Origin of the sequence: Streptomyces sp. NPDC020996 (assembly GCF_040641355.1) — a bacterium.
In the GTDB taxonomy this organism is placed as follows: domain Bacteria; phylum Actinomycetota; class Actinomycetes; order Streptomycetales; family Streptomycetaceae; genus Streptomyces.
Genome location: NZ_JBFADM010000051.1, coordinates 1 through 26,092, shown reverse-complemented (window position 1 = coordinate 26,092; position 26,092 = coordinate 1). Strand labels below are relative to the sequence as shown.

The window sequence follows — 26,092 nt, the reverse complement described above, 5'->3', positions numbered from 1 at the left end:
GTGATCGACGCCCTGGACACCGACCTCGCTCCGGTGATCGCCGAACAGCCCGACCCCGTGTTGTTCGCCACCGTCTCCGGCGCCCACCTCTACGGCTTCCCGTCCCGCGACTCCGACGTGGACCTGCGCGGTGTGCACCTGCTGCCCGTCACCGCGCTCCTGGGGCTGCGCGAGCCCCGGGAGACGCGGACCCGCATGTGGGAGCGGGACGGCGTCGAGATGGACCTCGTCACCCACGACCTGCGCAAGTTCGTCCGGCTGATGCTGCGGCGCAACGGCTACGTGCTGGAGCAGCTGCTGTCGCCGCTGGTCGTGCACACCACCGACGCGCACCGGGAACTCGCCGCGCTCGCCCCTGGTGTCCTCACCCGCCACCACGCCCACCACTACCGCGGGTTCGCGAACACCCAGTGGCGGCTGTTCGAGAAGACCGGCGATCTCAAGCCGCTGCTCTACACCTTCCGCGTGCTGCTGACCGGCGTCCACCTGATGCGCAGCGGCGAGGTGCAGGCCCATCTGCCCACCTTGCTGGGGGAGGTGAACCTGCCGGCGGAGGTGGCCGTCCCCGCCTACCTGCCCGGGCTGATCGCGGCGAAGGCGGAGCGGGAGCACGGGAGCGCCGACGTCGACCACGCGCGCGTGCGGGCCGACGTGGGGAAGCTGCACGCCCTGCTGGACGAGGCGCAGGACGACTCAGCGCTGCCCGACGCCCCACGGGCGTACGACGCCCTGCACGACTTCGTCGTACGGGTCCGGCTGGAGGGCTGAGGCGCGGCGGACGCGGACGAGGAAGTCCTCCACGCGGCGCCGGTCCGGCTCCTCGGGCAGCGGGCTGCGCACGGCCGCCTCGTCCGCCTCGGCCGCCAGGCGGTTCATCCAGGAGTCCACCGCCGGCCACGGGACCTCGCCGCGCTTGACCTCCAGCAGCGGCTCGCGCAGGTCGCCGACGTCGATGGTCAGGACGCCCGTGCGCAGCAGGTCGCGGGAGGCCGTCAGCAGGCGCAGCAGGTGCATGGCGTGCTTCCAGCGCGGGGTGCCGTGCGAGCGGACGTCGGCTTCCAGCTTCCTGCGCTGCCCGAGCGCGTAGCGGCTGAACGTCTCGTGCACCCGGCGGGAGAGGAACGCCCCGCGCAGCGCGAGGAGTTCACGGCCGGTGTCGTCGGCGTGCTCGACGAGCGGGGAGTGCAGGCACTCCAGGATGTTCGGGTTCGCGCGCAGCCCCAGTTCGCAGAAGCGCTCCAGCTCCCAGCTGAACTGTTCCTCGGCCGGCCCCTCGACGTGCGTCGGCGGCTTCTCGAACCGCCAGAACAGGGCGGTGGGGGCGGCGAACACGCCCCGGCGGTCGGTGTCGCTGGCGTCCGTGGCCAGGCCGAAGGCGCGCGAGCCCATTACGCAGGAGTAGACGGTGTGGTCGCGTACCAGGGTCTCGGGGCGCATGTCCCGGAGCGTACGCGGCACCGCCCGCCGGGCGGATCGAATTTCCCGCCGCCGCCATCCGCCGCTGTCCACCTCGGCTCGTCCCGATCGCCTCCATCCGCCGCTGTCCGCCGCTCGCCCCGCCGTCTCAGCGGGCGGGCGCCGCGTCCCCGGCCGGCGGGCGCTGACTACGCTGGTCGGCGAGAGCCGATACGCACGCCGAGCAAGGAGCAGCACCGTGGCGGTACGAGCGGTCCGGGGGGCCGTCCAACTGGAGCGGGACGACGCCGACCACATGAACGAGCAGGTCGCGGCCCTGCTCACCGCCGTCCTGGAGCGGAACGGGCTGACCGCCGACGACCTGATCAGCGTCTGGTTCACGGCCACCCCCGACCTGCACAGCGACTTCCCGGCGGCCGCCGCCCGCAAGGTCGGCGCCGGCTTCGCCGACGTACCCCTGATCTGCGCGCAGGAACTCGACGTCGAGGGAGCCATGCCCCGCGTCGTCCGGATACTCGCGCACATCGAGTCCGACCGGCCCCGCGCCGACATCGTCCACGTCTACCTCGGCGCCGCGGCCGCCCTGCGCAAGGACATCGCCCAGTGAGAACCGCACTCGTCATCGGCACCGGCCTCATCGGCACCTCGGCCGCGCTCGCGCTGTCCCAGCGGGGCGTCACCGTCCACCTCAGCGACCACGACCCGGAGCAGGCCGTCACCGCTGCCGCCCTCGGCGCCGGCACGGCCGAGGCACCCGAGGGGCCCGTCGACCTCGCGATCGTCGCGGCGCCGCCCGCGCACGTGGCGGCCGTGCTGGCCGACGCCATGCGCCGGGGCGTCGCCCGCGGCTACCTCGACGTGGCCAGCGTCAAGGGCGGTCCGCGCCGCGAGCTGGAGGCGCTGGGCCTGGACCTGTCGTCGTACATCGGCACCCACCCCATGTCGGGCCGCGAGAGGTCCGGCCCGCTGGCCGCCACCGCCGACCTCTTCGAGGGCCGCCCCTGGGTGCTGACCCCCACCCGGGACACCGACACCGAGGTGCTCAACCTCGCCCTGGAACTGGCCTCGCACTGCCGGTCCGTGCCCGTGGTGATGGACGCCGACGCGCACGACCGGGCCGTCGCGCTGGTCTCCCACATGCCCCACCTGGTGTCCAGCATGGTCGCCGCGCGCCTGGAGCACGCCGAGGAGGCCGCCGTACGGCTGTGCGGGCAGGGCATCAGGGACGTGACCCGGATCGCCGCCTCCGACCCCCGGATGTGGATCGACATCCTGTCCGCGAACCCGGGGCCGGTCGCCGACCTGCTCACCGACGTCGCCGCCGACCTGGAGACGACCGTGCGGGCCCTGCGCGCACTCCAGGCCTCCGACGAGGCCAAGCGGCGCGAGGGCAGCTCCGGCATCGAGGACGTCCTGCGGCGCGGCAACGCCGGTCAGGTCCGCGTCCCCGGCAAGCACGGGTCCGCCCCGCGGGCCTACGAGGTCGTGGCCGTCCTCATCGACGACCAGCCCGGCCAGCTGGCCCGCATCTTCGCCGACGCGGGCAGGGCCGGGGTCAACATCGAGGACGTGCGCATCGAGCACGCGACCGGGCAGCAGGCGGGCCTGGTGCAGCTGATGGTGGAACCGCAGGCGGCGCCGGTGCTGTCGGCGGCGCTCAGGGAGCGGGGCTGGGCCGTCCGGCAGTGACCTCGTCCCCGCAATCCGGCGGTGACCCGTCCCGGTCGTGTGGCGGTGCCCGTCCCGGTCGTGTGGCGGTGACCGTCCCGGCCGTGCGGCGGTGACCGTCCCGGCCGTCCGCCTGCAAGAGGGGGTCCGGGGAGCCAGTAACCTTGTGCGGGGCACCCTCGCCGCCCCGCACACTCCCACCACACCGCACCAGGAAGGTGTCCCCCTGTGGAAAACGGTGCCGCCCAGCCCGTGATCGTCGCCATCGACGGCCCCGCCGGCACGGGCAAGTCGAGCACGTCCAAGGCCGTGGCCGCGCAGCTCGGCCTGAGCTACCTGGACACCGGCGCCCAGTACCGGGCGATCACCTGGTGGATGGTGAGCAACGGGATCGACATCGACGACCCCTCCGCGATCGCCGCCGTGGCCGGCAAGCCGGAGATCGTCTCCGGCACCGACCCGGAGAACCCGACCATCACCGTCGACGGCATAGACGTGGCCGGTCCCATCCGTACCCAGGAGGTCAGCTCCAAGGTGAGCGCGGTCAGCGCCGTGCCGGAGGTGCGGGCCCGCATCACCGAGCTGCAGCGCTCCCTGGCGGCCTCCGCCGAGCGGGGCATCGTCGTCGAGGGCCGCGACATCGGCACGACCGTGCTGCCCGACGCCGACCTGAAGATCTTCCTCACCGCCTCCCCGGAGGCGCGCGCCGCCCGCCGCAGCGGCGAGCTCAAGGGCGCCGACGTCCACGCCACCCGCGAGGCCCTGATCAAGCGCGACGCGGCCGACTCCAGCCGCAAGACCTCGCCGCTCGCCAAGGCGGACGACGCCGTCGAGGTGGACACCACGGACCTCACCCTGGCCCAGGTCATAGAGTGCGTGGTCACCCTCGTCGAGGAGAAGCGGGCGGCGAAGTGACGGCGGCTTCCGAGCGGGGCGCCGAGGTCGGGCGGCGCATCGGCGTCGGCCTGATGTACGGGCTGTGGAAGCCGCGCGTGCTGGGCGCCTGGAAGGTTCCGGCGACGGGTCCGGCGATCCTCGCCGTCAACCACTCCCACAACATCGACGGCCCGATGGTCATGGGCGTGGCGCCCCGGCCGACGCACTTCCTGATCAAGAAGGAGGCGTTCGTCGGGCCGCTCGACCCCTTCCTGCTGGGCATCGGCCAGCTCAAGGTCGACCGGTCCGTCGCCGACCGCACGGCGATCACGCAGGCGCTCGACGTCCTGTCGGCCGGCGGCGTGCTCGGCATCTTCCCCGAGGGCACCCGGGGCGAGGGCGACTTCGCCTCGCTGCGGGCGGGGCTCGCCTACTTCGCCGTGCGCAGCGGCGCGCCGGTCGTCCCGGTCGCCGTGCTGGGAAGTTCCGACCGCCGCGGACGGTTGGTAAAGGGGCTGCCCCCGCTGCGCAGCCGCATCGACGTCGTCTTCGGCGACCCGTTCGAGGCGGGCGACGGGAGCGGGCGGCGCACCCGCAAGGCGCTGGACGAGGCGACCGAGCGCATCCAGAAGCAGCTCACCGCCCACCTGGAAAACGCCAGGCGCCTGACCGGGCGCCGGGCGACACTGAGTAACTGAGTAGTGGATCCGCCCGTCGGAAGACGGCCGTTCCACCGATCACCACGATGAACGAGGTACCGACTTCATGAACGACCAGATCACCTCCGGCGGCTCGGGCGAGGAGCACGAGCACGGAGCGCTTGGCGACGCCGAGTACGCCGCGTTCATGGAGCTCGCCGCGGAAGAGGGCTTCGACGTCGAGGACGTCGAGGGCGCCATCGACGCGGCCGGGCACGGCCCGCTGCCCGTGCTGGCCGTCGTCGGCCGCCCGAACGTCGGCAAGTCGACCCTGGTGAACCGGATCATCGGCCGTCGCGAGGCCGTCGTCGAGGACAAGCCGGGCGTCACCCGCGACCGCGTCACCTACGAGGCCGAGTGGGCCGGCCGCCGCTTCAAGGTCGTCGACACCGGCGGCTGGGAGCAGGACGTCCTCGGCATCGACGCCTCCGTGGCCGCGCAGGCCGAGTACGCGATCGAGGCGGCCGACGCCGTGGTGTTCGTGGTCGACGCCAAGGTCGGCGCGACCGACACGGACGAGGCCGTCGTACGGCTGCTGCGCAAGGCCGGCAAGCCCGTCGTGCTGTGCGCCAACAAGGTCGACGGCCCCAGCGGCGAGGCCGACGCGGCCTACCTGTGGTCCCTCGGGCTCGGCGAGCCGCACCCCGTCTCCGCGCTGCACGGCCGCGGCACCGGCGACATGCTGGACGCAGTCCTGGAGGCGCTGCCGGAGGCGCCGGAGCAGACCTTCGCCACCGCCGTCGGCGGCCCGCGCCGGGTCGCCCTGATCGGCCGCCCGAACGTCGGCAAGTCCTCGCTGCTGAACAAGGTGGCGAACGAGGAGCGCGTCGTCGTCAACGAGATCGCGGGCACCACCCGCGACCCGGTCGACGAGATCATCGAACTCGGCGGCAAGACCTGGAAGTTCGTCGACACCGCCGGCATCCGAAAGCGGGTCCACCTGCAGCAGGGCGCCGACTACTACGCCTCGCTGCGCACGGCCGCGGCCGTGGAGAAGGCCGAGGTGGCGGTCGTCCTGATCGACGCCGCCGAGTCGATCTCCGTGCAGGACCAGCGCATCGTCACCATGGCCGTCGAGGCGGGCCGCGCGCTCGTCCTCGCCTACAACAAGTGGGACACCCTCGACGAGGAGCGCCGCTACTACCTGGAGCGGGAGATCGAGACCGAGCTGGGCCAGGTGGCGTGGGCGCCGCGGGTCAACGTCTCGGCGCGGACCGGCCGGCACATGGAGAAGCTGGTCCCGGCGATCGAGACCGCGCTGGCCGGCTGGGAGACCCGGGTGCCGACCGGCCGCCTGAACGCCTTCCTCGGCGAGCTGGTCGCCGCCCACCCGCACCCCATCCGGGGCGGCAAGCAGCCGCGCATCCTCTTCGGCACCCAGGCCGGCACCAGGCCGCCGCGGTTCGTGCTGTTCGCCTCCGGCTTCATCGAGGCGGGCTACCGGCGCTTCATCGAGCGCCGGCTGCGCGAGGAGTTCGGCTTCGAGGGGACGCCGATCCATATCTCGGTGCGGGTGCGCGAGAAGCGCGGCGCGAAGAAGAAGTGATACCCGCACACGCGGAAGTGAGTCACCCGGACACACGGAAGTGAGTCACCCGGGCATGTGAGGAGGGGCGGTCCCGGTCGGGGCCGCCCCTCCTGCGTCAGGGCGCCTTGCTCGGCGCGGGCGGCAGGGCGGGCGGGACGTGGTGCAACCCGGTGCCCTGCGGGCCGACGTGCGCGACGCGCTGCCACTGCGACTGCTGGCGAGTGCTGTAGGCGCCCGCACCGTAGGCGCCGTACGAGCTGCTGAACGACCCTGGCCGGTGACCGTCGGCGGCCGGGCTGCGCGGGATGTTCCCGAAGGCGGTGAAGCCCAGATCCTCCTCGCCGCTGCGGTCGCCCGGCAGCGCGCGGAAGGACTTGACGTACTCGGCGTAGAGCGCGTCGTAGATCGGCGTGGCCGATGGGCCGCCATGGTGGTCCTGAGCCGGCCGCGCGGACGGGACCGGCTGGCGGGACGGGCGGCGGGGAACGTCGTAGGTGTGCACGTATGTCCAAACGACCCCGGGTCGAAGGGGATGCGGGGCCCGTCTCACGTCCCCGCGAGCGGCATGGCGGCCGCCACCAGCTTGCCGCCCGCCGCCGCCCGGTCGAGCGCGTCCCGCAGCAGGTCCTCCCGCGGCTGGCGGCCGATCGACCCCACCGGCGCGGCGAACACGAGTGCCTGCTGGTGCTTGTTGGCGGCGTTGCGCCAGCTCTCGGTCACCTGCAGCGGCTGATGGGCCTGCCACCAGGCCACCGGCTGCCCGCCGTGCAGGCCGGGCTGCAGGACGGCGTGCAGCTGGCCCATGGCGAGCAGCACCGACCAGCCGTGCAGCACCGGCGGCACCTCGGCCAGCTCCGTCAGCGGCATGAAACCCTGCTCGATGAGCAGCGGCAGGAAGTCGTCGCCGACACCGGTCGTGCCCGGCCGCACGACGGGCGCGGTCGGCTCGACGACCAGGGCCGGGTGCAACTCCCCGGCCACCAGGACGAGTCCGCTGGTCACCCCGAGCACGGCCTGCTCGGGGACGACCTTCGCGGGCTGCGGGCCCGCGGCGTCCCCGGAGATCGACCGCACGGCCCCCTGGAGCTGTTCCTCGGTGACCTGCACGACCTGCGAGGGCAGGCAGGTGGCGTGGGCGAAGGCGAGGACGGCGGTCTCCTCGCCGACGAACAGGACGGTGCTGGTGCGCTCCTGTCCGGTGTCGCCCGGTGTGCGGCAGGACGTGCAGTCGTAGCTGCCGGGGGCGTTCTCTCCGGCGAGCAGCCGGTCGGCCTCTTCGTCGCCGATCTCGGCACGTACCTCGTCGCTGACGTCGAGCATGCGCGGCACGGGTGGCTCCCTCGGGATGTGATGCGTGGCGGGGCCGGGTGGCTCCCGGCCCGTGAACCGGGCGGATCCCGGGCTCATGCAGAAGACAACGGGCGATCTGTGGCGGTAGTCACGCTCGGCGGCGATCGGAATCGAACCATCCACCGCGCAGGGTCACGATGGGTGCGGAATCGGGCACTCACTGTCAATTACCCGAAAGCGGGGAGGAGTTGCTTCCGTGAGGTGGCTCACAGAGCGGCCGGACGGATGGTCGACAAATCCCGAAATCGCGGAATGAAGTGGGTGGCCGAAATTCGCCGATACCCCAGGTAACGGTGAACTGGCCTGGAAAGACAGGCAGTTGGTTGATGCCGGCTCGGTGACCTCCCTACATTCCTCCGCCGTGTGCAACGAGCGGTGCAACGAGCACCGTTCGGATCCGTTTGCGGATCCAGGTCCTTCGGGAAGGAATCACATGTCCGAATGTGCCGATACCACCCGCGACAACGTCCGTAAGACGCGTACGACGGCGGTCCTCGCCGGGGCCGCTCTGCTCGCCGCCCCCCTCGGACTGCTGACCGCGACCGGCGACGCCGCGGCGGCGGACGGCGGGGTGTGGGACCGCATCGCCCGCTGCGAGAGCGGCGGCGACTGGCACATCAGCACCGGCAACGGCTACTACGGAGGACTCCAGTTCTCCGCCGGCACCTGGCGCGCGTACGGCGGCACGGCCTACGCGCCGACGGCCGACAAGGCCACCAGGGAACAGCAGATCGCCGTCGCCGCCCGGGTCCAGCGCGCCCAGGGCTGGGGCGCCTGGCCGACCTGTGCGGCACGGGCCGGGGCGTACGGCGACGCGCCCGCGGCCGCGTCCGGCTCCTCGTCGGCCACCGAGTCCGCCACGTCGCAGTCGTCGAAACCGTCCAAGCCGTCGAAGCCGGTGAAGGCGCCGGAACGTTCGGCGGGCCACCCCGGCCGCGGGGAGTCCCGCGGCGACTACACCGTCCGCGCGGGCGACACGCTGAGCACGATCGCCGCCCGGCACGGGACCACCTGGCAGCGGCTGTACGCCCGCAACAAGGCCGTCATCGGCGCCGATCCCGACGTCATCATGCCCGGGCAGCGGCTCGAAATCTGACCAGCCCGCCCCACCCTGCCCCGCCCTGCCCCGCCCCGGCCCCGGATCCCTGCCCGGATCCCGGGCCGGGGCTTCTGCGATGTGCCTGGGCGCCTGTTCCGAGCCCGCCGGTGGACTTGCGCCATGCCGCCTGCAAGCCGACCCTTGAAAGCACCGGGCGTGTCCTGCCCGGACCGGCACCCGGTGGTGAGAGCCGGGTGCCCCGGGGCGACATGAACAGCACCTGCTTCGACGTGCCGCAACTGCCGTACGAGGCGTAGATCATGCAACCAAAGCGCCGGGTCGCGGGTCCAACCGGGCAGAGCACGCCGAGGAGGGCCCAGACAGACCCGAGGGGAGATCCGCACCGCATGACGACGCCGGCTCGGCGGTCCGCACCGCTGCGCGCCGACTGCATCGCCGACTCCGCGGGCGGGTTGACCTTCGACGTCCCCGCGGCCGGCGAGGCGGGGACGGCCCACCTGGTGCTGCGCCGCCGCGACGGTCGGGAGGAGGTCTGCCTGCCGCTGACCCCGGCGGCGAGCGGCCGCCTGCGCGCCGCGCTGCCCAGCATCGTCGCGCTGCCCGAGGGCCGCTGGGACGCCTTCGCCTGCACGGACGACGGCGAGACACGGCGTCTCGTGCCCGGCGTCACCGACCTGCGCTCCCTCGCGGCCCGCACGCCCAGCGGCTCCCGCGGCCACGTCGCCGTGCGGGTTCCCTACGCGACCCGGCAGGGCAACCTCACCGTCCGCAGTTGGCTGCGCGCCCCGCACGCCGAGGCGGGCGACCTGCGCACCGGCGAGGGCACGCTGACGGTGCACGGACGCGTGTACGGCACCGCGCTCACCGCCGACGCCTGCGCCGAAGTGCGCGGCCGCCACGCCCCGGACCCCGTGCGGCGGCTGGACATCCGCGCCGAGGACGCCGAGTTCCGCTTCACCGTGCCCTACGCCCGCCTGGAGCCGGGCATCTGGGACCTGTGGCTGCGGCCCGCGGGGACGACGGGGCCGGGCGTGCGGATCGCGCGGCTGCTCGACGACGTCGCCGACCGGAAGCCCGGGCCCGCCGGCGCACGCGTGCGCGTGGACACCCCGCACGGCCCGGTCGAGGCCGGTCCCTACTACACACGCGACAACGACCTGTCCGTGTCCGTCACCCCCGTCACCCCCGCCGCGTCACCGCGGTGACCCATCGCGGACAAAACCTGTCCGCGATGGCTGGCAGACTCGGGTCATGTTGGAGACTTCGGCACGACTGCTGCGCCTGCTCTCGCTCCTGCAGGCCCACCGTGAATGGTCCGGCGCCGACCTCGCCGAACGTCTCGGCGTCACCCCGCGCACCGTGCGCCGGGACGTGGAGCGGCTGCGCGAGCTCGGCTACCCCGTCAACGCCAGCCCCGGCACCGGCGGCGGCTACCAGCTGGGCGCGGGGGCGGAGCTGCCGCCGCTGCTGCTGGACGACGACGAGGCGGTCGCCGTGGCCGTCGGGCTGCGCACGGCCGCCGGGCAGGGCATCGAGGGCATCGGCGAGACGTCCGTGCGGGCCCTGGCCAAGCTGGAGCAGGTGCTGCCGGGCCGGCTGCGCCGTCGGGTGGGCGCGCTGAACGCCTTCACCGTGCCGATGCTGCGCGGCCCGCAGTCCTCCGCCGTCGACCCGGCGGTCCTGACCGAGCTGGCCGCCCTGTGCCGGGACTGCGAACGCCTGCGCTTCGAGTACCGCGACCACGGCGGCGCCGCCACCCGCCGCACGGTCGAGCCGCACCGCCTGGTGTGCAGCGAGCGCCGCTGGTACCTGGTCGCCTGGGACCTCGACCGCGGCGACTGGCGCACCTTCCGCGTCGACCGCATCACCCCCAGGCCCCCGCACGGCCCCCGCTTCGCCCCGCGCACCCCGCCCGCCGACGACCTCGCCGCGTACGTCTCCCAGGGCGTCTCCACGCGCGTGTACGCCGAGCATGCCGTCATCCGGCTGCTGGCGCCCCTGGAAACGGCGGCCGAGCGCATCTCGCCGTCGGCCGGCCGGCTGGAGGCGGACGGGCCCGGACGCTGCATCCTGCGCGCCGGCGCCGCGAGCCTCGACCTGATGGTGCTGTACGTCATGATGACCGGCTTCGACTTCGAGGTGCTGGAGCCCGCCGAGCTCACCGACGCGATCAGGACCGCCCGTGACCGCCTGTCCCGGGCCCTGGGCGAGGCTCCGTGACGCGGGGATCCTGTGGCCGAACGGTGCTTTCCCTGTGTCCGGGCGGTTCGTGCCTCCCGGGCGGAATCGGCCGGGAATGGGGTCCGGGGGGACTTTCGGGGCGTTTTCCGAGCGGATATCGGAGGCGCCGTCGCACCGCACGGGAATTCCGTTCGCTTTACCCGCGGAAGATGTCCGGAACCGTCCGAACGAGTGATGGTGTTCGACCGAAACGCGTGTCGTGGTCCTGTGACAGAAGTGTGACCGGAGCAGGACGGGCGCCCCTCCGCGCCGGTCCGGCCTTCCCCGGCCGCGGGCCAGGGCCTAGCGTGGCGGCATGGACTCGATTCCCACTCCGCCGGCGGAGCCCCAGGACAGCCCGGAGGGCTACGTCGGACTCGACGCCGCCGGGGCCGAGCGGCTCGCGCGTGAGCGTGGCTGGAGCACGGTGCGCTCGCTGCCGCCGGGGGCGATCATCACGATGGAGTACCGCGTCGGCCGGCTGAACTTCGAGGTGACCGACGGCCGGGTGACGCGGGCCTGGAAGGGCTGACGGACGGCGATGGCCCCGGCTCCGGGCGCTGACGGACGGCGACGGCCCCGGCTCCGCGAGGGAACCGGGGCCGTCCCCGCGCGGGGGAGGCTGTGCGTACCGGCCCCGCCGCGCCGGTGGCGTCAGCCGCCCGCGACCGGCCGGGCCGCCGAGGTGGTCGTGGTACGCGGGACGCGGTCGGCGTGCGGCGGCCTGCGGCTGCCGGCCGGCGTGACCGGCGTGCGCTCCGAGCGGGTCGTGTGCGGCCCCGGGGCCAGGTAGACCGGCGCGCGTGCCGAACGGGTCATGGCGGCGATCGTCTCGCGGGCCGCGGCCTCGTCCTGCGCGGAGGAGGCCCGCGGCTCGGTGAGCGCGGGCACCGCGACCGGGGCGGGCGCGGCGCCGGTGACGCCGCCGCGGGCGCGCCAGCGGTCGCGCAGGTCGAAGAGGGCGACCTCGGCGCCGGCGATCAGCGGCTCGCACCAGGGCAGGGCGAGCAGGATGAGCAGACCGGCGGTCCAGCCGAGCAGCACGTCGCTCAGCCAGTGCGTACCGAGGTACACGGTGGCCATCCCGACGCCGAGCGCGGTCACCGCGGACACGGCGGACAGCCAGCGGCGGGCTCTCGGGGTGGACGCCAGATAGGCCAGGATGCCCCAGGTCACCACCGCGTTGGCGGTGTGGCCGCTGGGAAATATGTCGCCGCCCAGGCCCATCTCGTTCGAGCCGATGGTGGTGGCGTAGTGCGGGCCGAGGCGGCCCATGCCGAGCTTCGCGGCGCCCACCGTGACGTTCAGCAGCAGCAGCGAGGCGCCCAGGGTCAGCAGCGGGCGCAGCGTGTGCTGCCGCCAGGAGCGCCAGCCCAGCCAGGCCGCGACCATCACCGCGGTGGGCCCGCGCTGGCCCAGGACCACGTAGTAGTCGACGAACCAGTGGATGCCGGACCACTGCTGGTACGGCCGGAAGAACATGACCTGCCAGTCGAGGCGGACCAGCCACGAGGTGGTCACCACGAGCCACACGATCGCCAGGTAGAAGGCGAACGTGCCGACGAGCAGCGCCACCCGGTGCCGGCTCATCCTCGGCACGTCGAGGTTGGCCGGTCGTTGCGGCTCCCGGTCCAGCCTGGTGAACACCCGGTCCAGACGGGTGAGGATTCGTTCGGTACGCACCCAATCGACGTTACAGCGAGTGAGCGCAGTTCTCCGTCGAATCAGCGGCTTTGTGATGACGATGTGATGTGGGATTCCTCTCAGCCGGGCTTTATTTCCAGCGAATCCACATTGCCGGGGCCGCGTGCTCCTTCAATTCCTTTGATCATTCCATGGAACGGTTAAATGGAGCTTTTGAATTCGTTAACCGAATGCTGGTACGGATTTACCCGGGCGCTCATCACGCAGCGCGGTCGCTCACGGCGGACCCGAGCCGTTCAGCCAGAACGCCCCGTACACGGCGGACACCGCCGCGACGCCGCCCACCACCAGCGCCGACCTGGACGGGCGCAGCCGCGCCAGAACCACGGCGAGGGGCAGCAGCAGCGGGAAGGCGGGCATCAGCAGGCGCGGTTTGGAACCGAAGTAGCCCGACGCGCACAACGCGAGGGCGGTGACCGCGCCCGCGTACACCAGGAGCGGGAGCGGCTGGCGCTGCCGCACGCACGCCCCGTACAACAGGCCGACCAGGACGACCCCGGCGATCAGGCCGACGCCCGCGAGGGCCGACGGGAGGGACGTGAACCGGCCGGCGACGAAGCGGGCGAAGGCGTAGCCGCCGTCGAAGCCGTTGCGCCAGCCCGCCTGGACGTCGAGGTAGCCGAGGAGGCCCTGGCCGGTGCGCCGGCCGACCCACAGGACGTACCCGGCCGTGCCGAGGGGCGCGAGCAGCATGCCGAGGGCGCGCCGCCGGACGGTCGCGCCCCCTGGGGGCGGGTTGTCCCCGCGGTGGGGGGCGCGTGCGGGGCCGCGCGCGCCGTGCGGGCCGGGAACGCTCCCGTTTCGCACGAACGAGGCGATGCCCGCCGCCCACACGGCGGCCGCGACCGCGAGCCCCACCGGCCGGGTCAGCCCCGCCAGCAGGGCCAGCGAGCCGGCCGCCGGCCAGCGGCCGGCCAGCACCGCGCACAGCGACCAGGCGGCCAGCGCCGTGAACAGCGACTCGCTGTACGCCATCGACTGCACGATCCCGACGGGCAGGGCCGCCCACAGCAGCACCGCGCACACCCCGGCCCGCGGGCCGTACAGCCGGTCCGCGACGGCGAAGATCCCCCAGGCCGCAGCGAGCGAGGAGAGCAGGGCGACCGCGAACCCCGCGCCCGCGTACGACAGCGGCGTCACGGCGTGCAGCAGCCGCTCCAGCCAGGGCAGCAGCGGGAAGAACGCCAGGTTCGAGTGGACGTCCCCGTTCGGCAGCCGCACCTCGTAGCCGTAACCGAGCCCGGCGACCCTCGCGTACCACAGCGAGTCCCAGCGGGCGGTGAGCAGGGTGTACGCGCTCCTGCCGCGCGCCGCGCTCCACAGGGCCAGTACCACCAGGCCCAGGGCGCGCACGGCCGCGTACCCGAGCAGGGCCGGGGCCGCCCGGCGCAGGGCCGCGGCGCCGGGCGGGGCGGCGCGCGTCGCGAGATCGGTCACGGCCCCGATTATCGGCCGCACGCGGAACCGGACGGCCGGGCGGGGCGTGGTCGCGGGGGAGGAGAGTGGCGTACGCCACACAGGTTCGCGCGGAGTCTGAGAGGTCCGCCACTCGGTACTGTCCGGATCTCGCGTACTCTGACGTGTCACTCGCCTTCGTTTGCGCGGGCCGGGGAGCACTGCTCCTCTCGGCCAGAGTCACGGGGAGTCCCCACCCGTGAGCCCGCCGGACGCGAGGGAAAGTCTGGGAGGTACGTACATGTCCCTAACGACCACGGCCGCCGCTGAGCTGCGCCGTCGGGCGGCCGGGGCCGGTGCCAACCGCTGGGTCGTCCTCGTCGTGCTGTGCGTCAGCCTGCTGCTGGTGGCGGTCGACGCGACCGTGCTGCACGTGGCGGTGCCGGCCGTCACCGAGGACCTCAGGCCCGGCGCGATAGAACTGCTCTGGATCGTCGACGTCTACCCGCTCGTCTGCGCCTCGCTGCTGATCCTCTTCGGCACGCTCGGCGACCGGGTCGGCCGCAGACGGATCCTGCTCCTCGGTTACGCGCTGTTCGGCGTCGCCTCCGGGCTGGCCGCCCTCGCCCGCGATCCCCAGGTTCTGATCATGGCGCGGGCGCTGCTCGGCGTCGGCGGCGCGATGATCATGCCGGCCACGCTCTCGATCCTGCGCCAGGTCTTCCCCGACCGGCGTGAACGGGCGCTCGCGATCGGTGTCTGGAGCGCGGTCGCCGCGGTCGGCGCGGCCGTCGGCCCGCTGCTCGGCGGCTTCCTGCTGGAGCACTTCTGGTGGGGTTCGGTCTTCCTGGTCAACATCCCGCTGATGCTGGTCAGCCTGCCGGTGGGCCGGATCCTGCTGCCGGAGTCGCGGGGCGCGAGCGACGGGCCCTGGGACGTGGTCGGCGCGCTGACCGCGGCGGCCGGGCTGTTCGGCGTGGTGCTGGGCGTGAAGCGGCTCGGCGGCGGCGAAGCGCCGGGGAGCGTGTTCACGGTGGCGCCCCTGGTGGTGGGCGCGCTGCTGCTGGTGCTGTTCGTGCGCAGGCAGCGGCGCCGTACGCATCCGCTGGTCGACCTCGGCATGTTCGCGCGGCCGGCGTTCAGCACGTCCGTGGGGTGCATCGTGCTGGCGATGCTCGCCCTGGTGGGCCTGGAGCTGATCGCCGCGCAGTACCTGCAGCTGGTGCTCGGGCTGTCGCCCCTGGAGACGGGCCTGCGGCTGCTGCCGCTGACGTTCGCCGCGATGGCTGCCGGGCTGGCGGGGGCACGGATGCTGCGGCGCTTCGGGCCGCGCCGGATGGTGTGCTTCGGGTTCTGCCTGACCGCCGGGGCCGTGGTGCTGCTGACCGCGATGGGCGCGACGGACGACCCCGCGCTGCTGCTGTCCGGTTTCGTGCTGCTGGGCTTCGGCCTGGAGACGACGCTGTTCGGGGCGTACGAGTCGATGCTGAGCGAGGCCCCGACCGCGCAGGCCGGCGGGGCTGCGGCGATCGGGGAGACGTCGTACCAGCTGGGCGCCGGCATCGGGATCGCGCTGCTCGGCAGCGTGATGAACGCGGCGTACGCGCCGGGGCTGTCGGCCGTCCCCGGGGTGCCGGCGTCGGCGTCCGCCTCGGCGGGGCATTCGCTGGGCGAGGCCTACGAGGTCGCCGGGAAGCTCGGCGGGCCGGTCGGCGCGGCCCTGCACCGGGCGGCGCGGGACTCCTTCGTGCACGGGCTGCACGTGACGCTGCTGGTGAGCGCCGGGCTGTTGCTGCTGGGGGCGGTGATGGCGCTGCGGCTGCCGAGGGTGATGCAGTGCGCGGAGCCGCCGGCCGTCGAGGTGCCCGCACCCCGGGAGGCCACCCAGCCCCGTGTCTCGGTGTGATCCCGGTCGAACCGCGCCAGGGGATTCTGCTCGCCCGCCCACCCGGGGCGGCGCTCGGATGCCGTGCCGGCCGCCTGCGTCCCGAGCAGGTCGGCTTCGGCGGACTGGACGACGTCCGCGAGGCCATCGAGATCTGCCGTACGGCGCGGACGACACCAGCTCGTGCTGGGCAAGGCGCTCACCGGGCTCGACGCCTTCCGGTGAACCCCGCGTGGGGCGGGGCCGGTGAGCGGCCCTGCCTCAGCTCTGGTTGAAGAACCCGTCCGTCCGGTGGGAGGCCGGCTCGCCGCTCACGATCTCGGTGTCGGCCGGGCTCAGCAGGAACACGCGGTTGGACACGCGGTCGATCGAGCCGCGCAGGCCGAAGATGAGCCCGGCCGCGAAGTCGACGACGCGCTTGGCGTCGCCGGGCTCCATGGCCGTGAGGTTGATGATCACCGGAACGCCCTCGCGGAACATCTCGCCGATGGCGCGAGCGTCCCGGAAGCTGTCCGGCGTGATCGTGCCGATGCGGCGGCCGCGGTCCTCCGCGACGTCCGTGGCCACCCTGACCCGCGGGTCGGTGACCCAGGCATCCCCGGGCTCGGTCCCTTCGGAGTAGTCGTCGTCGTAGTAACGCTCGTCATCTTTGTCGTCGACGAGGCCAAGCCAGGCACTCGCCTTGCGTACCGATCCCATGGACGCCTCCTCTCACAGCGGTCTTTCGTGCTTTCCGCATCCCTATGGTCATCCATGATGCGGACGTCGCGCCAAGTGGATAGACGCCGCGCGGGGGGTTTGTGACGGTACTGGTGCACAGCGAATCCGTCGAGAGTCCGTATGTCCCAAGGGTTGTTGCCCAAACGGCTGCTGACTGTGAGTGAAATATGATTCTTGCTGGCGGACGGGTGACGGGCGGCGCGTACGGGTGAAGGAACGGTCGGTACGATGCGCCAGTTCAACGCCTTACAGGTGGTCGCGCACGCCACGGGGGGATCGTCTTGTTCGGAATTGTCAGACCTTGTCGGCATCGGCTGGGAGAGCGCCTGGGGGCCCAGTGGATGGCCCATCTGTGCGGGTTGTGTCTCGCTCTCCGTAAGGACCACGGACAGTTCGCGCGATTCGTGACGAACTATGACGGACTTCTCATATCGGTGCTGACGGAGGCTCAGGCCGAAAGGCAGGACGGGCGGCGGCGCACGGCGGGGCCGTGCCCCCTGCGCGGCATGCGCACCGCGTCCGTCGCGCGGGGCGAGGGGGCGCATCTCGCCGCCGCCGTCTCGCTGGTGCTCGCCTCGGCCAAGGTGCGCGACCATGTCGCCGACGGCGACGGGCTGCTGGCCCGCCGGCCCGTGGCCGTCGCCGCCCGCCGGGTCGCCGCGAGCTGGGGTGCGGCGGGCGCCCGCGGCGGTGTCGCCGTCGGGTTCGACACCGCCGTCCTGCTGGACGCGGTGGAGCGGCAGACCGGCATCGAGGCGCTCGCCGGGCCGGGGACGCCCGTGCTGACGGTCACCGAGCCCACCGAGACGGCGACCGCCGCCGCCTTCGCCCACACCGCGGTGCTGGCCGGCCGGCCGGGCAACGCCGAGCCGCTCGCCGAGGCCGGCCGTCTCTTCGGGCGGCTCGCGCACCTGTTGGACGCCGTGGAGGACCAGGAGGCCGACGCCGCCTCGGGCGCGTGGAACCCGCTCACCGCCACCGGGACACCGCTCACCGAGGCCCGGCGGCTGGCCGACGACGCGCTGCACGGGATACGGCTGGCGCTGCGCGAGGCCGAGTTCACGGACGGCGCGCTCGTGCACCGGCTGCTCGTGCACGAGTTGCGCACCTCCGTCGACCGGGCCTTCGGTACCGCTTCCTGCGCCCACGGGACCGCGAAGTCGGCGTCCGGTCCGTCCGCGCCGCCCGGCGGGCCGGGCACCCCGCTGCCGCCCCGCGCCCCGCGCGGGCTCATCGCGGGCTGCGCGGTGTGGCTGGGGCTCGCCTGTACCTGCCAGATGTGCTGCGGCGAGTTCGAGGACCCGTGGAGCCGCCAACGCCGCGACGGCCTGTGCAGCAACGCCGACTGCAGTGACTGCGGCGACTGCTGCAACTGCTGCGAGTGCTGCGGGAACTGCGGTGACGGGTGCGACTGCTGCGACTGCGGCTGCGACTGCTGAACCGGGTGTCCGCCGGCCCCGCCGGTGAGAGCCGGCGGGCGGCGGAGCCGGGAGGCGGCCGCGTCATTGGGGAGAGGACGCGTGTGGGTGTGCGCATCGCGTGCGATGTCCTGTGTGCGGGAGACGTGAAAGAGCGCGAGGGGAGGGGTGCGCGTGTGAAGGCGAAGACGAGGAGAAGAAGGTGAAGGAAGGTGAAGAAGGAGAACGCGGAAGGCGCCCGGTCGGATCAGGGCGCGCAGCGGGGTCGGCTCAACAGGAAGAGGACCACACGCGACCGAAGTCGATGTGGGAGCGCGTGACCAGCCACTGATGCGGATGCATGGGCCAAGTGGAACAGGCATCCGGTTCCGCGTCAACTGACGTGAGACGCACGGTCCATATTCCGGACATCCTTGACAGCGGAGGGAAACGCCCCCGTACAGTCGGTGGGCGGCTCTGCTGAGGGGCTCGGCCGCGCGGCGCCGTCAGGCGCGCCCGTGTGAAGGCATCACCGTGTTCGACCTATGTCACGGAGCCTTCGCATGTCTTCCGACACCCTCGCCCAAGCCCCCGCCGCACCGGACATACCGCAGCGGGCGGACGCCCCGCGGACCGATCCGCGGCGCCGGTCCGGCCGATCGGCCGAAGCCCCCGCCCGGTTCCACGGGGAGAATCGCCACGCCCGCGGACCGGAGCGCCTGCGATGAGGCCGCAGCTGGTCATCGTCGGCGCCGGACCCCGGGGCACCGGCGTCATCGAGCGTATCGCCGCCAACGCGCCCGGGCTGTACGCCGGCCGGGGCCTCGACATCCACCTCGTCGACCCGCATCCGCCGGGCGGCGGGCGCATCTGGCGCGCCGCGCAGTCGCCGCTGCTGTGGATGAACTCCCACGCCGAGGACGTCACCGTGTTCACCGACGAGACGGTGGCCATGGAGGGCCCGGTGCGGGAGGGCCCCACCCTGCACGAGTGGGCCGGCATCGACGGACGCACCTTCGCCGACCGGCAGTTGCAGGGCGCGTACCTGCGCTGGGCCCACGAGCGGGCCGTCGCCGCCCTGCCCCCGGAGATCACCGTCCACCACCACGCCCGGCGTGCGCTGCGCGTCGACGGGACACCCGAGGGCCGCCAGCAGGTGTGGCTGGAGGACCGTCCACGCCCGCTCCCGGCCGACCTCGTCATCCTCGCGCTGGGCCACCTAGACGCCGAACTGGACCCCGAGCAGGCGCGGTTGGCGTCGTACGCCCGTGAGCACGGGCTGGTCCACCTGCCGCCGGACTTCACCGCCGACAGCGACCTGTCCGCGCTCGAACCCGGCGAGAGCGTCCTCGTGCGCGGCTTCGGGCTCGCCTTCGTCGACCTGATGGTGCTGCTGACCGAGGGACGGGGCGGACGGTACGAGGGTGACACGTACGTGCCGTCGGGCCGGGAGCCGGTGCTGTACGTGGGATCGCGGCGCGGAGTGCCGTACCACTCGAAGATCGGTTACGACCTCGACGGCGAACGGCCACCGCTGCCGAGGTTCTTCGGGCCGGCCGAGACCGAGGCGCTGCTCGCCCGGCCGGACGGCTTCGACTTCCGGCGTGACGTCTGGCCGCTGGTGGAGAAGGAGCTGCGGTTCGCGCACTACCACCGGCTGTTCACCGCCCACCCCGAACGCACCGCCATGTCCTGGGCCGACTTCGAGGAGAAGTTCACGGCCGCGAGCGGCGCGGACCTGCAGGCCCTCGTGGTGTCCGCCGTGCCCGACCCGGCCGACCGGCTCGACCTGGCCGCGCTCGACCGTCCGCTGGACGGGGTGCGCCACGGCTCCCACGAGGAGTTCCAGGAAGGCATGCGCGCTTACGTGGAGCGCGACCTGGCACGGCGTCACGATCCGCGGCACAGCACCGACCTGGCCGTCTTCCTCGCCCTGCTCTCGGTCTACGGCCAGCTGGTCCGGCTCGGTGGCATCGGCTCCTGGTGGCACGGCTTCTTCAGCTACCTGGCCTCCGGGCCGCCCGGACCCCGGCTGCGGCAGATGCTGGCGCTGTCCCGGGCCGGAGTGCTGCGTTTCCTGGGCGCCGACATGAGCGTCACCGCCGAGGACGGCGTGTTCCGCGCGTCGAGCGCCACCGTGCCGGGCTTCGCCGTCGAGGCGCGCGCGCTGGTCGAGGCACGGCTGCCCGAACCCACCGTCGGCCGGGCCCGCGACAGCCTGCTGCGCGCCCTGCACGCCGACGGGGCGGCCGAGACGCCCGACGGGCTGCTCCGGGTGGACCCCGCGGACGGGCGGATCCTCGACCGGGACGGCCGGCCGCATCCGCGGCGGTTCGCGCTCGGCCCGTACACCGACGGCCGCACCCCGGGCGCCTTCACCCGGCCGCGCACCGGCGGCCCCGCGTTCCGGCAGAACGACGCGACCGCCCGGAGCGCGCTGCGGTTCCTGTCCACGCTCGACTCCGCCACGGCGCACGGCTCCGTCACGGAGCTCGGGAGTTCCACGGCGCTCGGCTCCGTCACAGCGCTCGGCTCCGTCACGGAGTTCGGCTCCGCCACCGGGCTCGACGCCTCCACGGCGCTCGACGGCTCCACGGCGCTCGACGCCTCCACGGCGCCGTGAGGCGGCTGCGGCGCCCGCGTACGTCCCACCGCACCGAACACCCCCGACCCCAAGGAGTCCCCGCGATGAGCGTCACGGTCGACAACAGGGCCGTCCGCAACAGCGACCGCATGGACGGCGCGCCGGTGGGCCGCCGGCGCGCCGGTGACCGGCTGCCCGAACGGCGGATCGTCGAGCAGGACCCGCCCGGCGACGGCGTCGACACCCTCGACGTCCTCGACGCTCCGCGCGACGAGCGCACGCGGGCCTTCCCCTCCTGGGGCCTGTGATGTCCAGGATGCTGCACCTGGCCGCCGCCATGGACCCGATCGCGGCGGTCGACGACGGATGTCATGTGGAACTCGCGCGGCTCGCCGAGCGCGGAGGGCTCGACTTCGTGACGCTGGACGACGACTCCTCCGCCCTGGCCGTGCTGACCAGGGTCGCGCACGCCACCAGCCGCGTCGGTCTGGTGCCCGGCGTCACGACCACGGGCACCGAGCCGTGGCGCGTCCGGGCCGCCGTCGCCGCCCTCGACCGGGTCAGCCACGGCCGGGCCGGCTGGCGCATCGACGTGCCGGCCGCCGCGGGCGCCGCGGGCGGCGCCGGTGAAGCCGCCGACGCGGCAGCCGGGTTGTGGGACGACCGGGAGGACGACGCCGGCGCACGAGGCGAGCCGCGCTCCCCGCAGGGCCGTCCGGTGCGCGTGGTCGACGCCACCGAGGAACCCGCCCGGCGCGTCGCCGCCCGGTACGCCGACGTGGCGCTCGTCCGGGTCGCGGGCCGCGCGCAGGCGGCGGCCGTACGGGACCGGCTGCGGGAGGAGGCCGCCGCATACGGGCGCGGCCGGCACGGCCCGCGCGTGCTCGCGAGCCTCCTCGTCGATCTCGGCGGCGGCGAGCACGCCGCCGAACCCGGCCACGGCGGCGGCGGTCCGCGGCAGACCGCGCGGGGCCCGCTGTACCGGGGCGGTCCCGTGGACCTCGCGGAGCTGATCGCCGCCTGGTACACCGAGGGCGCCGTCGACGGCTTCCACCTCACGCCCGTCGAACCGCGCCGTGACCTGGAGCGACTGGTCAACGGAACGGCCGCGCTGCTCCAGCACCGCGGCCTGTTCCGCACCTTCTATCCGGGCGGCACGCTGCGGGACCACCTCGGCCTCGCGGCCCCCGCCGCCCGGCACACCGTGGCCGGTGGCGCGTCCTGACGGTCCGGCATGCCGTGGTTTCATCGCCACGCCGAGTCGGCTGACGCGGGCATGACAGGCATTGCGCCATTCCGACGGCGTCTCACGGACTCCCGCCGGGTGCGGACTTCCACCCTCCAGGGTGAAGAACAGCGAGAATGCTTCGGTCCGCGGCAAGATCAACGACCTTGCGGTGAAGCCCGGTTGGACGTCATGCGGCCGAAAGGCGCCCTTGCGCCGCTCGACGCTGCGGCCGAATACTCCCGGCAAGCGCCTCGTCAGAGACACAGCGTGTCCGAAATCCGGATACCTGTGCGCCTGGCTGCGCCTCACGGGCCCCGACCCCACGCGGGCCCCCGAATTCCCTTGGAGGGAACGAAAAGTGAGGATCAAGCGCACAACTCCCCGCAGCGGTATCACGAGACGGACTCGGCTGATCGCCGTCACCACCGGACTCGTTGCCGCGGCAGCGGTCGCGGTCCCCAGCGCGAACGCGTCCAGCGCCACCCCCTTCAGCACCGCCCAGCTCAAGAGCGCGGGCAACTCGGTGCTGAAGGCCGATGTCCCGGGCACCGCCTGGGCCGTCGACAGCAAGACCAACCGGGTCGTCGTCACCGTCGACAGCACGGTCTCCAAGGCCGAGATCGCGAAGATCAAGCGCCAGGCCGGCAGCAACGCCGGTGCCCTGACCATCAAGCACACCCCGGGCACCTTCAAGAAGCTGATCTCCGGCGGCGACGCGATCTATGCGAGTAGCTGGCGCTGCTCGCTCGGCTTCAACGTCCAGGACTCCAGCGGGAACTACTACTTCCTGACCGCCGGTCACTGCACCGACGGCGCGGGCACCTGGTGGTCGGACTCGTCCCACTCGACCACCCTCGGCACCACCGCCGGGTCCAGCTTCCCCACCAACGACTACGGCATCGTGCGCTACACGAACTCGTCCGTGACCAAGTCGGGCACCGTGGGCAGCCAGGACATCACCAGCGCGGCCACCCCGTCGGTCGGCACCACCGTCTACCGCCGCGGCTCCACGACCGGCACGCACAGCGGCCGCGTAACCGCGCTCAACGCGACCGTCAACTACGGCGGCGGCGACATCGTCTACGGCATGATCCAGACCACGGTCTGCGCCGAGCCCGGCGACTCCGGCGGCCCGCTGTACGGCGGCACCACCGCCTACGGTCTGACCTCCGGCGGCAGCGGCGACTGCACCTCCGGCGGCACGACCTTCTTCCAGCCGGTGACCGAGGCGCTCAGCGCCTACGGGGTGCACGTCTACTGATCCGCTGCCGATACGCGCCACCGGCGCGCGCATGAGCCGACCCGCGCATGAGCCGACCCGTGGCCGGCAGCGTCCGAGCCCCCGCACGCCCCACCGTGCGGGGGCTCGCCCGTGCCGTGAGCCCCGGAGCCCCGGAGCCCCGGAGCCCCGGAGCCCCGGAGCCCTGGAGCCCCCGGAGTCCCCGGAGCCGCCGGAGTCCCGGAAGTCCCGTCCCGCACGTGGGGGCGGGACTTTCGCACGATGTGAACAGGGACCTTCGTCCCCCCAAGTGGGGGCCGGTCTCGCGCCCCCCGCATCGGGCCGCCGCGGTCGAATGGATATGTCAGCGAAGGGTCGTGGTGGAGGAGGCCGGCCATGCAGGTCGAAGAACGGGTGGACGTACTGGTCGAGGGCGCGCTGGAAGCACTTCGCCAGTTCGAGACCTACGACCAGGAGCAGGTCGACCACATCGTCAAGAAGGCGTCCCTCGCGGCCCTCGCCGCCCACGGCGACCTGGCCCGTCTGGCGGTCGAGGAGACCGGCCGGGGCATCTTCGAGGACAAGGCGGTCAAGAACATCTTCGCCTGCGAGCACGTCACCCACTCGATGCGCGGTCTGCGCACCGTCGGCGTGATCCACCGCGACGAGCTGACCGGCGTCACCGAGATAGCCGAGCCGGTCGGGGTCGTCTGCGCGATGACGCCGGTCACCAACCCGACCTCCACCACCGTCTTCAAGGCGCTCATCGCCCTGAAGACCCGCAACCCGATCGTCTTCGCCTTCCACCCCAGCGCCCAGGGGTGCTCGCGCGAGGCCGCCCGCATCGTGCGGGACGCGGCCGTCGCGGCCGGCGCGCCGGAGAACTGCGTGCAGTGGATCGACGAGCCGTCGATGGAGGCGACCCGGCTGCTGATGAACCACGACGGCGTCTCCACCATCCTCGCCACCGGCGGCAACGCGATGGTCCGCGCCGCCTACTCCTGCGGCAAGCCCGCCCTCGGCGTCGGCGCCGGCAACGTGCCCGCCTACGTCGCGGCCGACGCCGACCTCGCCCGGGCGATCCACGACGTCGTCCTGTCCAAGGCCTTCGACAACGGCATGATCTGCGCCTCCGAGCAGGCGGTCATCCTGGACCGGGAGGTCTACGAGGCCGGCATCGCCGAGATGAAGCGGCTGGGCGCCCACGTCGTCACCGCCGCCGAGAAGGAGAAGCTGGAGCAGTTCCTCTTCGGCGTCAGCGCGCACGGCACCAACTGCGGTGAGGCCAAGCTGAACGCGGCGATCGTCGGCAAGTCCGCCGCCTGGATCGCCGAGCAGGCCGGCTTCGCCGTGCCCGACGACACCTCGATCCTCGTCGCGGAATGCACCGAGGTCGGCGAGCGTGAGCCGCTGACCAGGGAGAAGCTGTCGCCGGTGCTGGCCGCGCTGAAGGCCCTGGACACCGAGGACGGACTGCGGCTGTCCACTCAGATGGTCGAGTTCGACGGCCTCGGACACTCCGCCGCCATCCACACCGAGGACGAGGAACTCGCGGAGGAGTTCGGCAAGCGGGTCAAGGCGATCCGCGTGATCGTCAACGCGCCGGCCAGCCTCGGCGGGATCGGCGACGTCTACAACGCCTTCCTGCCCTCGCTCACCCTCGGCTGCGGCTCGTACGGACACAACTCGGTGTCCAACAACGTCTCGGCGGTCAACCTGCTCAACATCAAGCGGATCGGGCGGCGCAACAACAACATGCAGTGGTACAAGGTCCCGCCGAAGATCTACTTCGAGAAGGGCGCGCTGCGCTACCTGAAGGCCATGCCCGACGTGCACCGCGTCACCGTCGTCACCGACCGCACCATGGAGCAGCTCGGCTTCGTCCGCCGGGTCACCGAGATCCTCAACTCGCGTGAGGAACCGGTCCTGATGCAGTACATCGACAACATCGAGCCCAACCCGGAGCTGTCCACCGTGCAGGCGGGCGCGGCCGCCATGCGGGAGTTCCGGCCGGACACCATCATCGCGCTCGGCGGCGGTTCGCCGATGGACGCGGCGAAGGTGATGTGGCTGATGTACGAGCGGCCGGAGGTCGAGTTCGCGGACACGAAGGAGAAGTTCTTCGACATCCGCAAGCGGGCCTACAAGTTCCCGCAGCTGGGCGACAAGGCCAAGCTGATCGCCATCCCGACCACCTCGGGCACCGGCTCGGAGGTCACCCCCTTCGCGGTCATCTCCGACCCGGAGGCCGCCAGGAAGTACCCGCTCGCCGACTACGCGCTCACCCCGCACGTGGCCATCGTCGACCCGGTCCTGTCGATGAACCTCCCGCCGACGGTGACCGCCGACTCCGGCTTCGACGCGCTGACCCACGCGACCGAGGCGTACGTCTCGGTGTACGCGAGCGACTTCACCGACGGACAGGCGCTCCAGGCGATCCGGCTGATCTTCGAGAACCTGGAGGCCTGCGTGAAGCAGGGCGCCAAGGCGCCGAAGGCCCGGGAGCGGATGCACAACGCCTCGACCATCGCGGGCATGGCGTTCGCCAACTCCTTCCTCGGCCTCGTCCACGCCATGGCGCACACCCTGGGCAACACCTTCCACGTCGCCCACGGCCGCACCAACGCGCTGCTGCTCCCGCACGTCATCCGGCACAACGGCACGGTCACCCACAAGGCGACCCCGTGGCCGAAGGCCGAGACCTACCGGGCGCCCGAGCGCTACCAGGACATCGCCCGCATGCTGGGTTTGCCGGCGGCCACCCCCGCGGAGGCGGTGGAGTCCTACGCCCGGGCGGTGGAGGACCTGCGCGAGCGCTGCGGCATCCCGGCCTCCTTCAAGGAGGAGGGCGTCGACGAGGAGGCCTTCCTGGCGGCGCTCCCGCAGCAGGCCCTCAACGCCTACGCCGACCAGTGCGCGCCCGCCAACCCGCGCATGCCGATGATCGACGACATGCAGGAGCTGATGCGCAAGGCGTACTACGGCGCCTGACCCGACCGGGTCCCGCCCGGCCCACCACGACGCCGGCCACCCCGGCCGCCGCCCCCGCCGCCCCCGCCGACCTGACCGGCGGCCGCGGCGCCCCACACGCAGCAGAAGACCACGACCCGCCGGTAGGTCAGGCCCATCGCGACGACGACCAGG

General features: G+C 73.0%; 22 protein-coding genes and 1 pseudogene. 17 read left to right on the top strand and 6 right to left on the bottom strand.

Features of this window, described 5'->3' with window-relative positions:
• A complete protein-coding gene (locus AB0G63_RS28680; RefSeq protein WP_360755882.1) occupies window positions 1-768 on the top strand; it encodes a nucleotidyltransferase domain-containing protein in 768 nt (255 codons plus the stop codon).
• Here AB0G63_RS28680 and AB0G63_RS28675 read toward each other — a convergent pair.
• Entirely contained in the window at window positions 694-1,437 is a 744-nt protein-coding gene (locus AB0G63_RS28675; protein WP_360755879.1) for a nucleotidyltransferase domain-containing protein, read from the bottom strand. The genes AB0G63_RS28680 and AB0G63_RS28675 overlap by 75 nt on opposite strands.
• A 217-nt stretch (window positions 1,438-1,654) precedes the next feature.
• Here AB0G63_RS28675 and aroH point away from each other — a divergent pair, with 217 nt between their 5' ends.
• The 5 genes from aroH to der all read left to right on the top strand — a co-directional run bounded on the left by aroH (window position 1,655) and on the right by der (window position 6,204).
• Entirely contained in the window at window positions 1,655-2,023 is a 369-nt protein-coding gene (gene aroH, locus AB0G63_RS28670) for a chorismate mutase (RefSeq protein ID WP_360755877.1), read from the top strand.
• Window positions 2,020-3,105, top strand: a complete 1,086-nt coding sequence (locus tag AB0G63_RS28665; protein ID WP_360755874.1) for a prephenate dehydrogenase — start codon at window positions 2,020-2,022, stop codon at window positions 3,103-3,105. The genes aroH and AB0G63_RS28665 overlap by 4 nt, the downstream gene beginning before the upstream one ends.
• Before the next feature lie 207 nt (window positions 3,106-3,312).
• Window positions 3,313-3,999: a (d)CMP kinase gene (cmk, locus tag AB0G63_RS28660; RefSeq protein ID WP_360755872.1), complete on the top strand. Its 687-nt coding sequence runs from the start codon at window positions 3,313-3,315 to the stop codon at window positions 3,997-3,999.
• A gap of 53 nt (window positions 4,000-4,052) precedes the next feature.
• Window positions 4,053-4,658 carry a lysophospholipid acyltransferase family protein gene (locus AB0G63_RS28655; protein ID WP_360755955.1) on the top strand — a complete coding sequence of 202 codons (606 nt, stop codon included), beginning with the start codon at window positions 4,053-4,055 and terminating at the stop codon, window positions 4,656-4,658.
• 67 nt (window positions 4,659-4,725) lie between these two features.
• Entirely contained in the window at window positions 4,726-6,204 is a 1,479-nt protein-coding gene (gene der / locus AB0G63_RS28650) for a ribosome biogenesis GTPase Der (RefSeq protein ID WP_360755870.1), read from the top strand.
• Between the two features lie 97 nt (window positions 6,205-6,301).
• Here the strand turns inward: der and AB0G63_RS28645 are convergent, their stop codons facing one another.
• The gene (locus tag AB0G63_RS28645; protein ID WP_360755867.1) at window positions 6,302-6,688 is read right to left on the bottom strand and encodes a hypothetical protein; all 387 of its coding nucleotides are present in this window, start codon (window positions 6,686-6,688) and stop codon (window positions 6,302-6,304) included.
• A 44-nt stretch (window positions 6,689-6,732) separates the two neighbouring features.
• Window positions 6,733-7,515 (bottom strand): hypothetical protein, encoded by a 783-nt coding sequence (locus tag AB0G63_RS28640; protein ID WP_360755865.1) that lies wholly within the window; start codon window positions 7,513-7,515, stop codon window positions 6,733-6,735.
• A gap of 454 nt (window positions 7,516-7,969) precedes the next feature.
• On the opposite strand from AB0G63_RS28640, the gene AB0G63_RS28635 reads away from it, so the two are divergent.
• The 4 genes and pseudogenes from AB0G63_RS28635 to AB0G63_RS28620 all read left to right on the top strand — a co-directional run bounded on the left by AB0G63_RS28635 (window position 7,970) and on the right by AB0G63_RS28620 (window position 11,348).
• On the top strand, window positions 7,970-8,632 hold the full coding sequence (locus tag AB0G63_RS28635) for a transglycosylase family protein (protein ID WP_360755863.1): 663 nt from the start codon (window positions 7,970-7,972) through the stop codon (window positions 8,630-8,632).
• Between the two features lie 350 nt (window positions 8,633-8,982).
• The gene (locus AB0G63_RS28630; protein ID WP_360755861.1) at window positions 8,983-9,801 is read left to right on the top strand and encodes a hypothetical protein; all 819 of its coding nucleotides are present in this window, start codon (window positions 8,983-8,985) and stop codon (window positions 9,799-9,801) included.
• 46 nt (window positions 9,802-9,847) lie between these two features.
• Window positions 9,848-10,801 (top strand): annotated as a pseudogene (locus AB0G63_RS28625) (YafY family protein); the annotation flags it as partial.
• A gap of 331 nt (window positions 10,802-11,132) precedes the next feature.
• A complete protein-coding gene (locus AB0G63_RS28620) occupies window positions 11,133-11,348 on the top strand; it encodes an I78 family peptidase inhibitor (protein ID WP_360755859.1) in 216 nt (71 codons plus the stop codon).
• 122 nt (window positions 11,349-11,470) lie between these two features.
• Here the strand turns inward: AB0G63_RS28620 and AB0G63_RS28615 are convergent, their stop codons facing one another.
• Both AB0G63_RS28615 and AB0G63_RS28610 read right to left on the bottom strand, forming a co-directional pair.
• Window positions 11,471-12,499: a phosphatase PAP2 family protein gene (locus tag AB0G63_RS28615; protein WP_360755857.1), complete on the bottom strand. Its 1,029-nt coding sequence runs from the start codon at window positions 12,497-12,499 to the stop codon at window positions 11,471-11,473.
• A 237-nt stretch (window positions 12,500-12,736) separates the two neighbouring features.
• Entirely contained in the window at window positions 12,737-13,957 is a 1,221-nt protein-coding gene (locus AB0G63_RS28610; protein WP_360755853.1) for a hypothetical protein, read from the bottom strand.
• A 259-nt stretch (window positions 13,958-14,216) separates the two neighbouring features.
• Between AB0G63_RS28610 and AB0G63_RS28605 the strand changes: the two genes are divergently transcribed.
• On the top strand, window positions 14,217-15,821 hold the full coding sequence (locus AB0G63_RS28605) for an MFS transporter (protein WP_360755850.1): 1,605 nt from the start codon (window positions 14,217-14,219) through the stop codon (window positions 15,819-15,821).
• A 240-nt stretch (window positions 15,822-16,061) separates the two neighbouring features.
• Here AB0G63_RS28605 and AB0G63_RS28600 read toward each other — a convergent pair whose 3' ends face one another.
• Window positions 16,062-16,499 carry a cell division protein SepF gene (locus tag AB0G63_RS28600; protein ID WP_360755847.1) on the bottom strand — a complete coding sequence of 146 codons (438 nt, stop codon included), beginning with the start codon at window positions 16,497-16,499 and terminating at the stop codon, window positions 16,062-16,064.
• A 302-nt stretch (window positions 16,500-16,801) separates the two neighbouring features.
• Here AB0G63_RS28600 and AB0G63_RS28595 point away from each other — a divergent pair, with 302 nt between their 5' ends.
• The 6 genes from AB0G63_RS28595 (at window position 16,802) to adhE (ending at window position 25,939) form a co-directional block, all read left to right on the top strand.
• The gene (locus AB0G63_RS28595; protein WP_360755844.1) at window positions 16,802-17,959 is read left to right on the top strand and encodes a DUF5685 family protein; all 1,158 of its coding nucleotides are present in this window, start codon (window positions 16,802-16,804) and stop codon (window positions 17,957-17,959) included.
• 682 nt (window positions 17,960-18,641) lie between these two features.
• Window positions 18,642-20,540, top strand: a complete 1,899-nt coding sequence (locus tag AB0G63_RS28590; RefSeq protein WP_360755843.1) for an FAD/NAD(P)-binding protein — start codon at window positions 18,642-18,644, stop codon at window positions 20,538-20,540.
• 65 nt (window positions 20,541-20,605) lie between these two features.
• The gene (locus tag AB0G63_RS28585) at window positions 20,606-20,809 is read left to right on the top strand and encodes a hypothetical protein (protein WP_360755840.1); all 204 of its coding nucleotides are present in this window, start codon (window positions 20,606-20,608) and stop codon (window positions 20,807-20,809) included.
• Entirely contained in the window at window positions 20,809-21,726 is a 918-nt protein-coding gene (locus tag AB0G63_RS28580) for an LLM class flavin-dependent oxidoreductase (RefSeq protein WP_360755838.1), read from the top strand. The genes AB0G63_RS28585 and AB0G63_RS28580 overlap by 1 nt, the downstream gene beginning before the upstream one ends.
• 361 nt (window positions 21,727-22,087) lie before the next feature.
• Window positions 22,088-22,990: a S1 family peptidase gene (locus AB0G63_RS28575; protein ID WP_360755834.1), complete on the top strand. Its 903-nt coding sequence runs from the start codon at window positions 22,088-22,090 to the stop codon at window positions 22,988-22,990.
• A 354-nt stretch (window positions 22,991-23,344) separates the two neighbouring features.
• The gene (gene adhE / locus AB0G63_RS28570; protein ID WP_360755831.1) at window positions 23,345-25,939 is read left to right on the top strand and encodes a bifunctional acetaldehyde-CoA/alcohol dehydrogenase; all 2,595 of its coding nucleotides are present in this window, start codon (window positions 23,345-23,347) and stop codon (window positions 25,937-25,939) included.
• Window positions 25,940-26,092 lie beyond the last annotated feature (153 nt).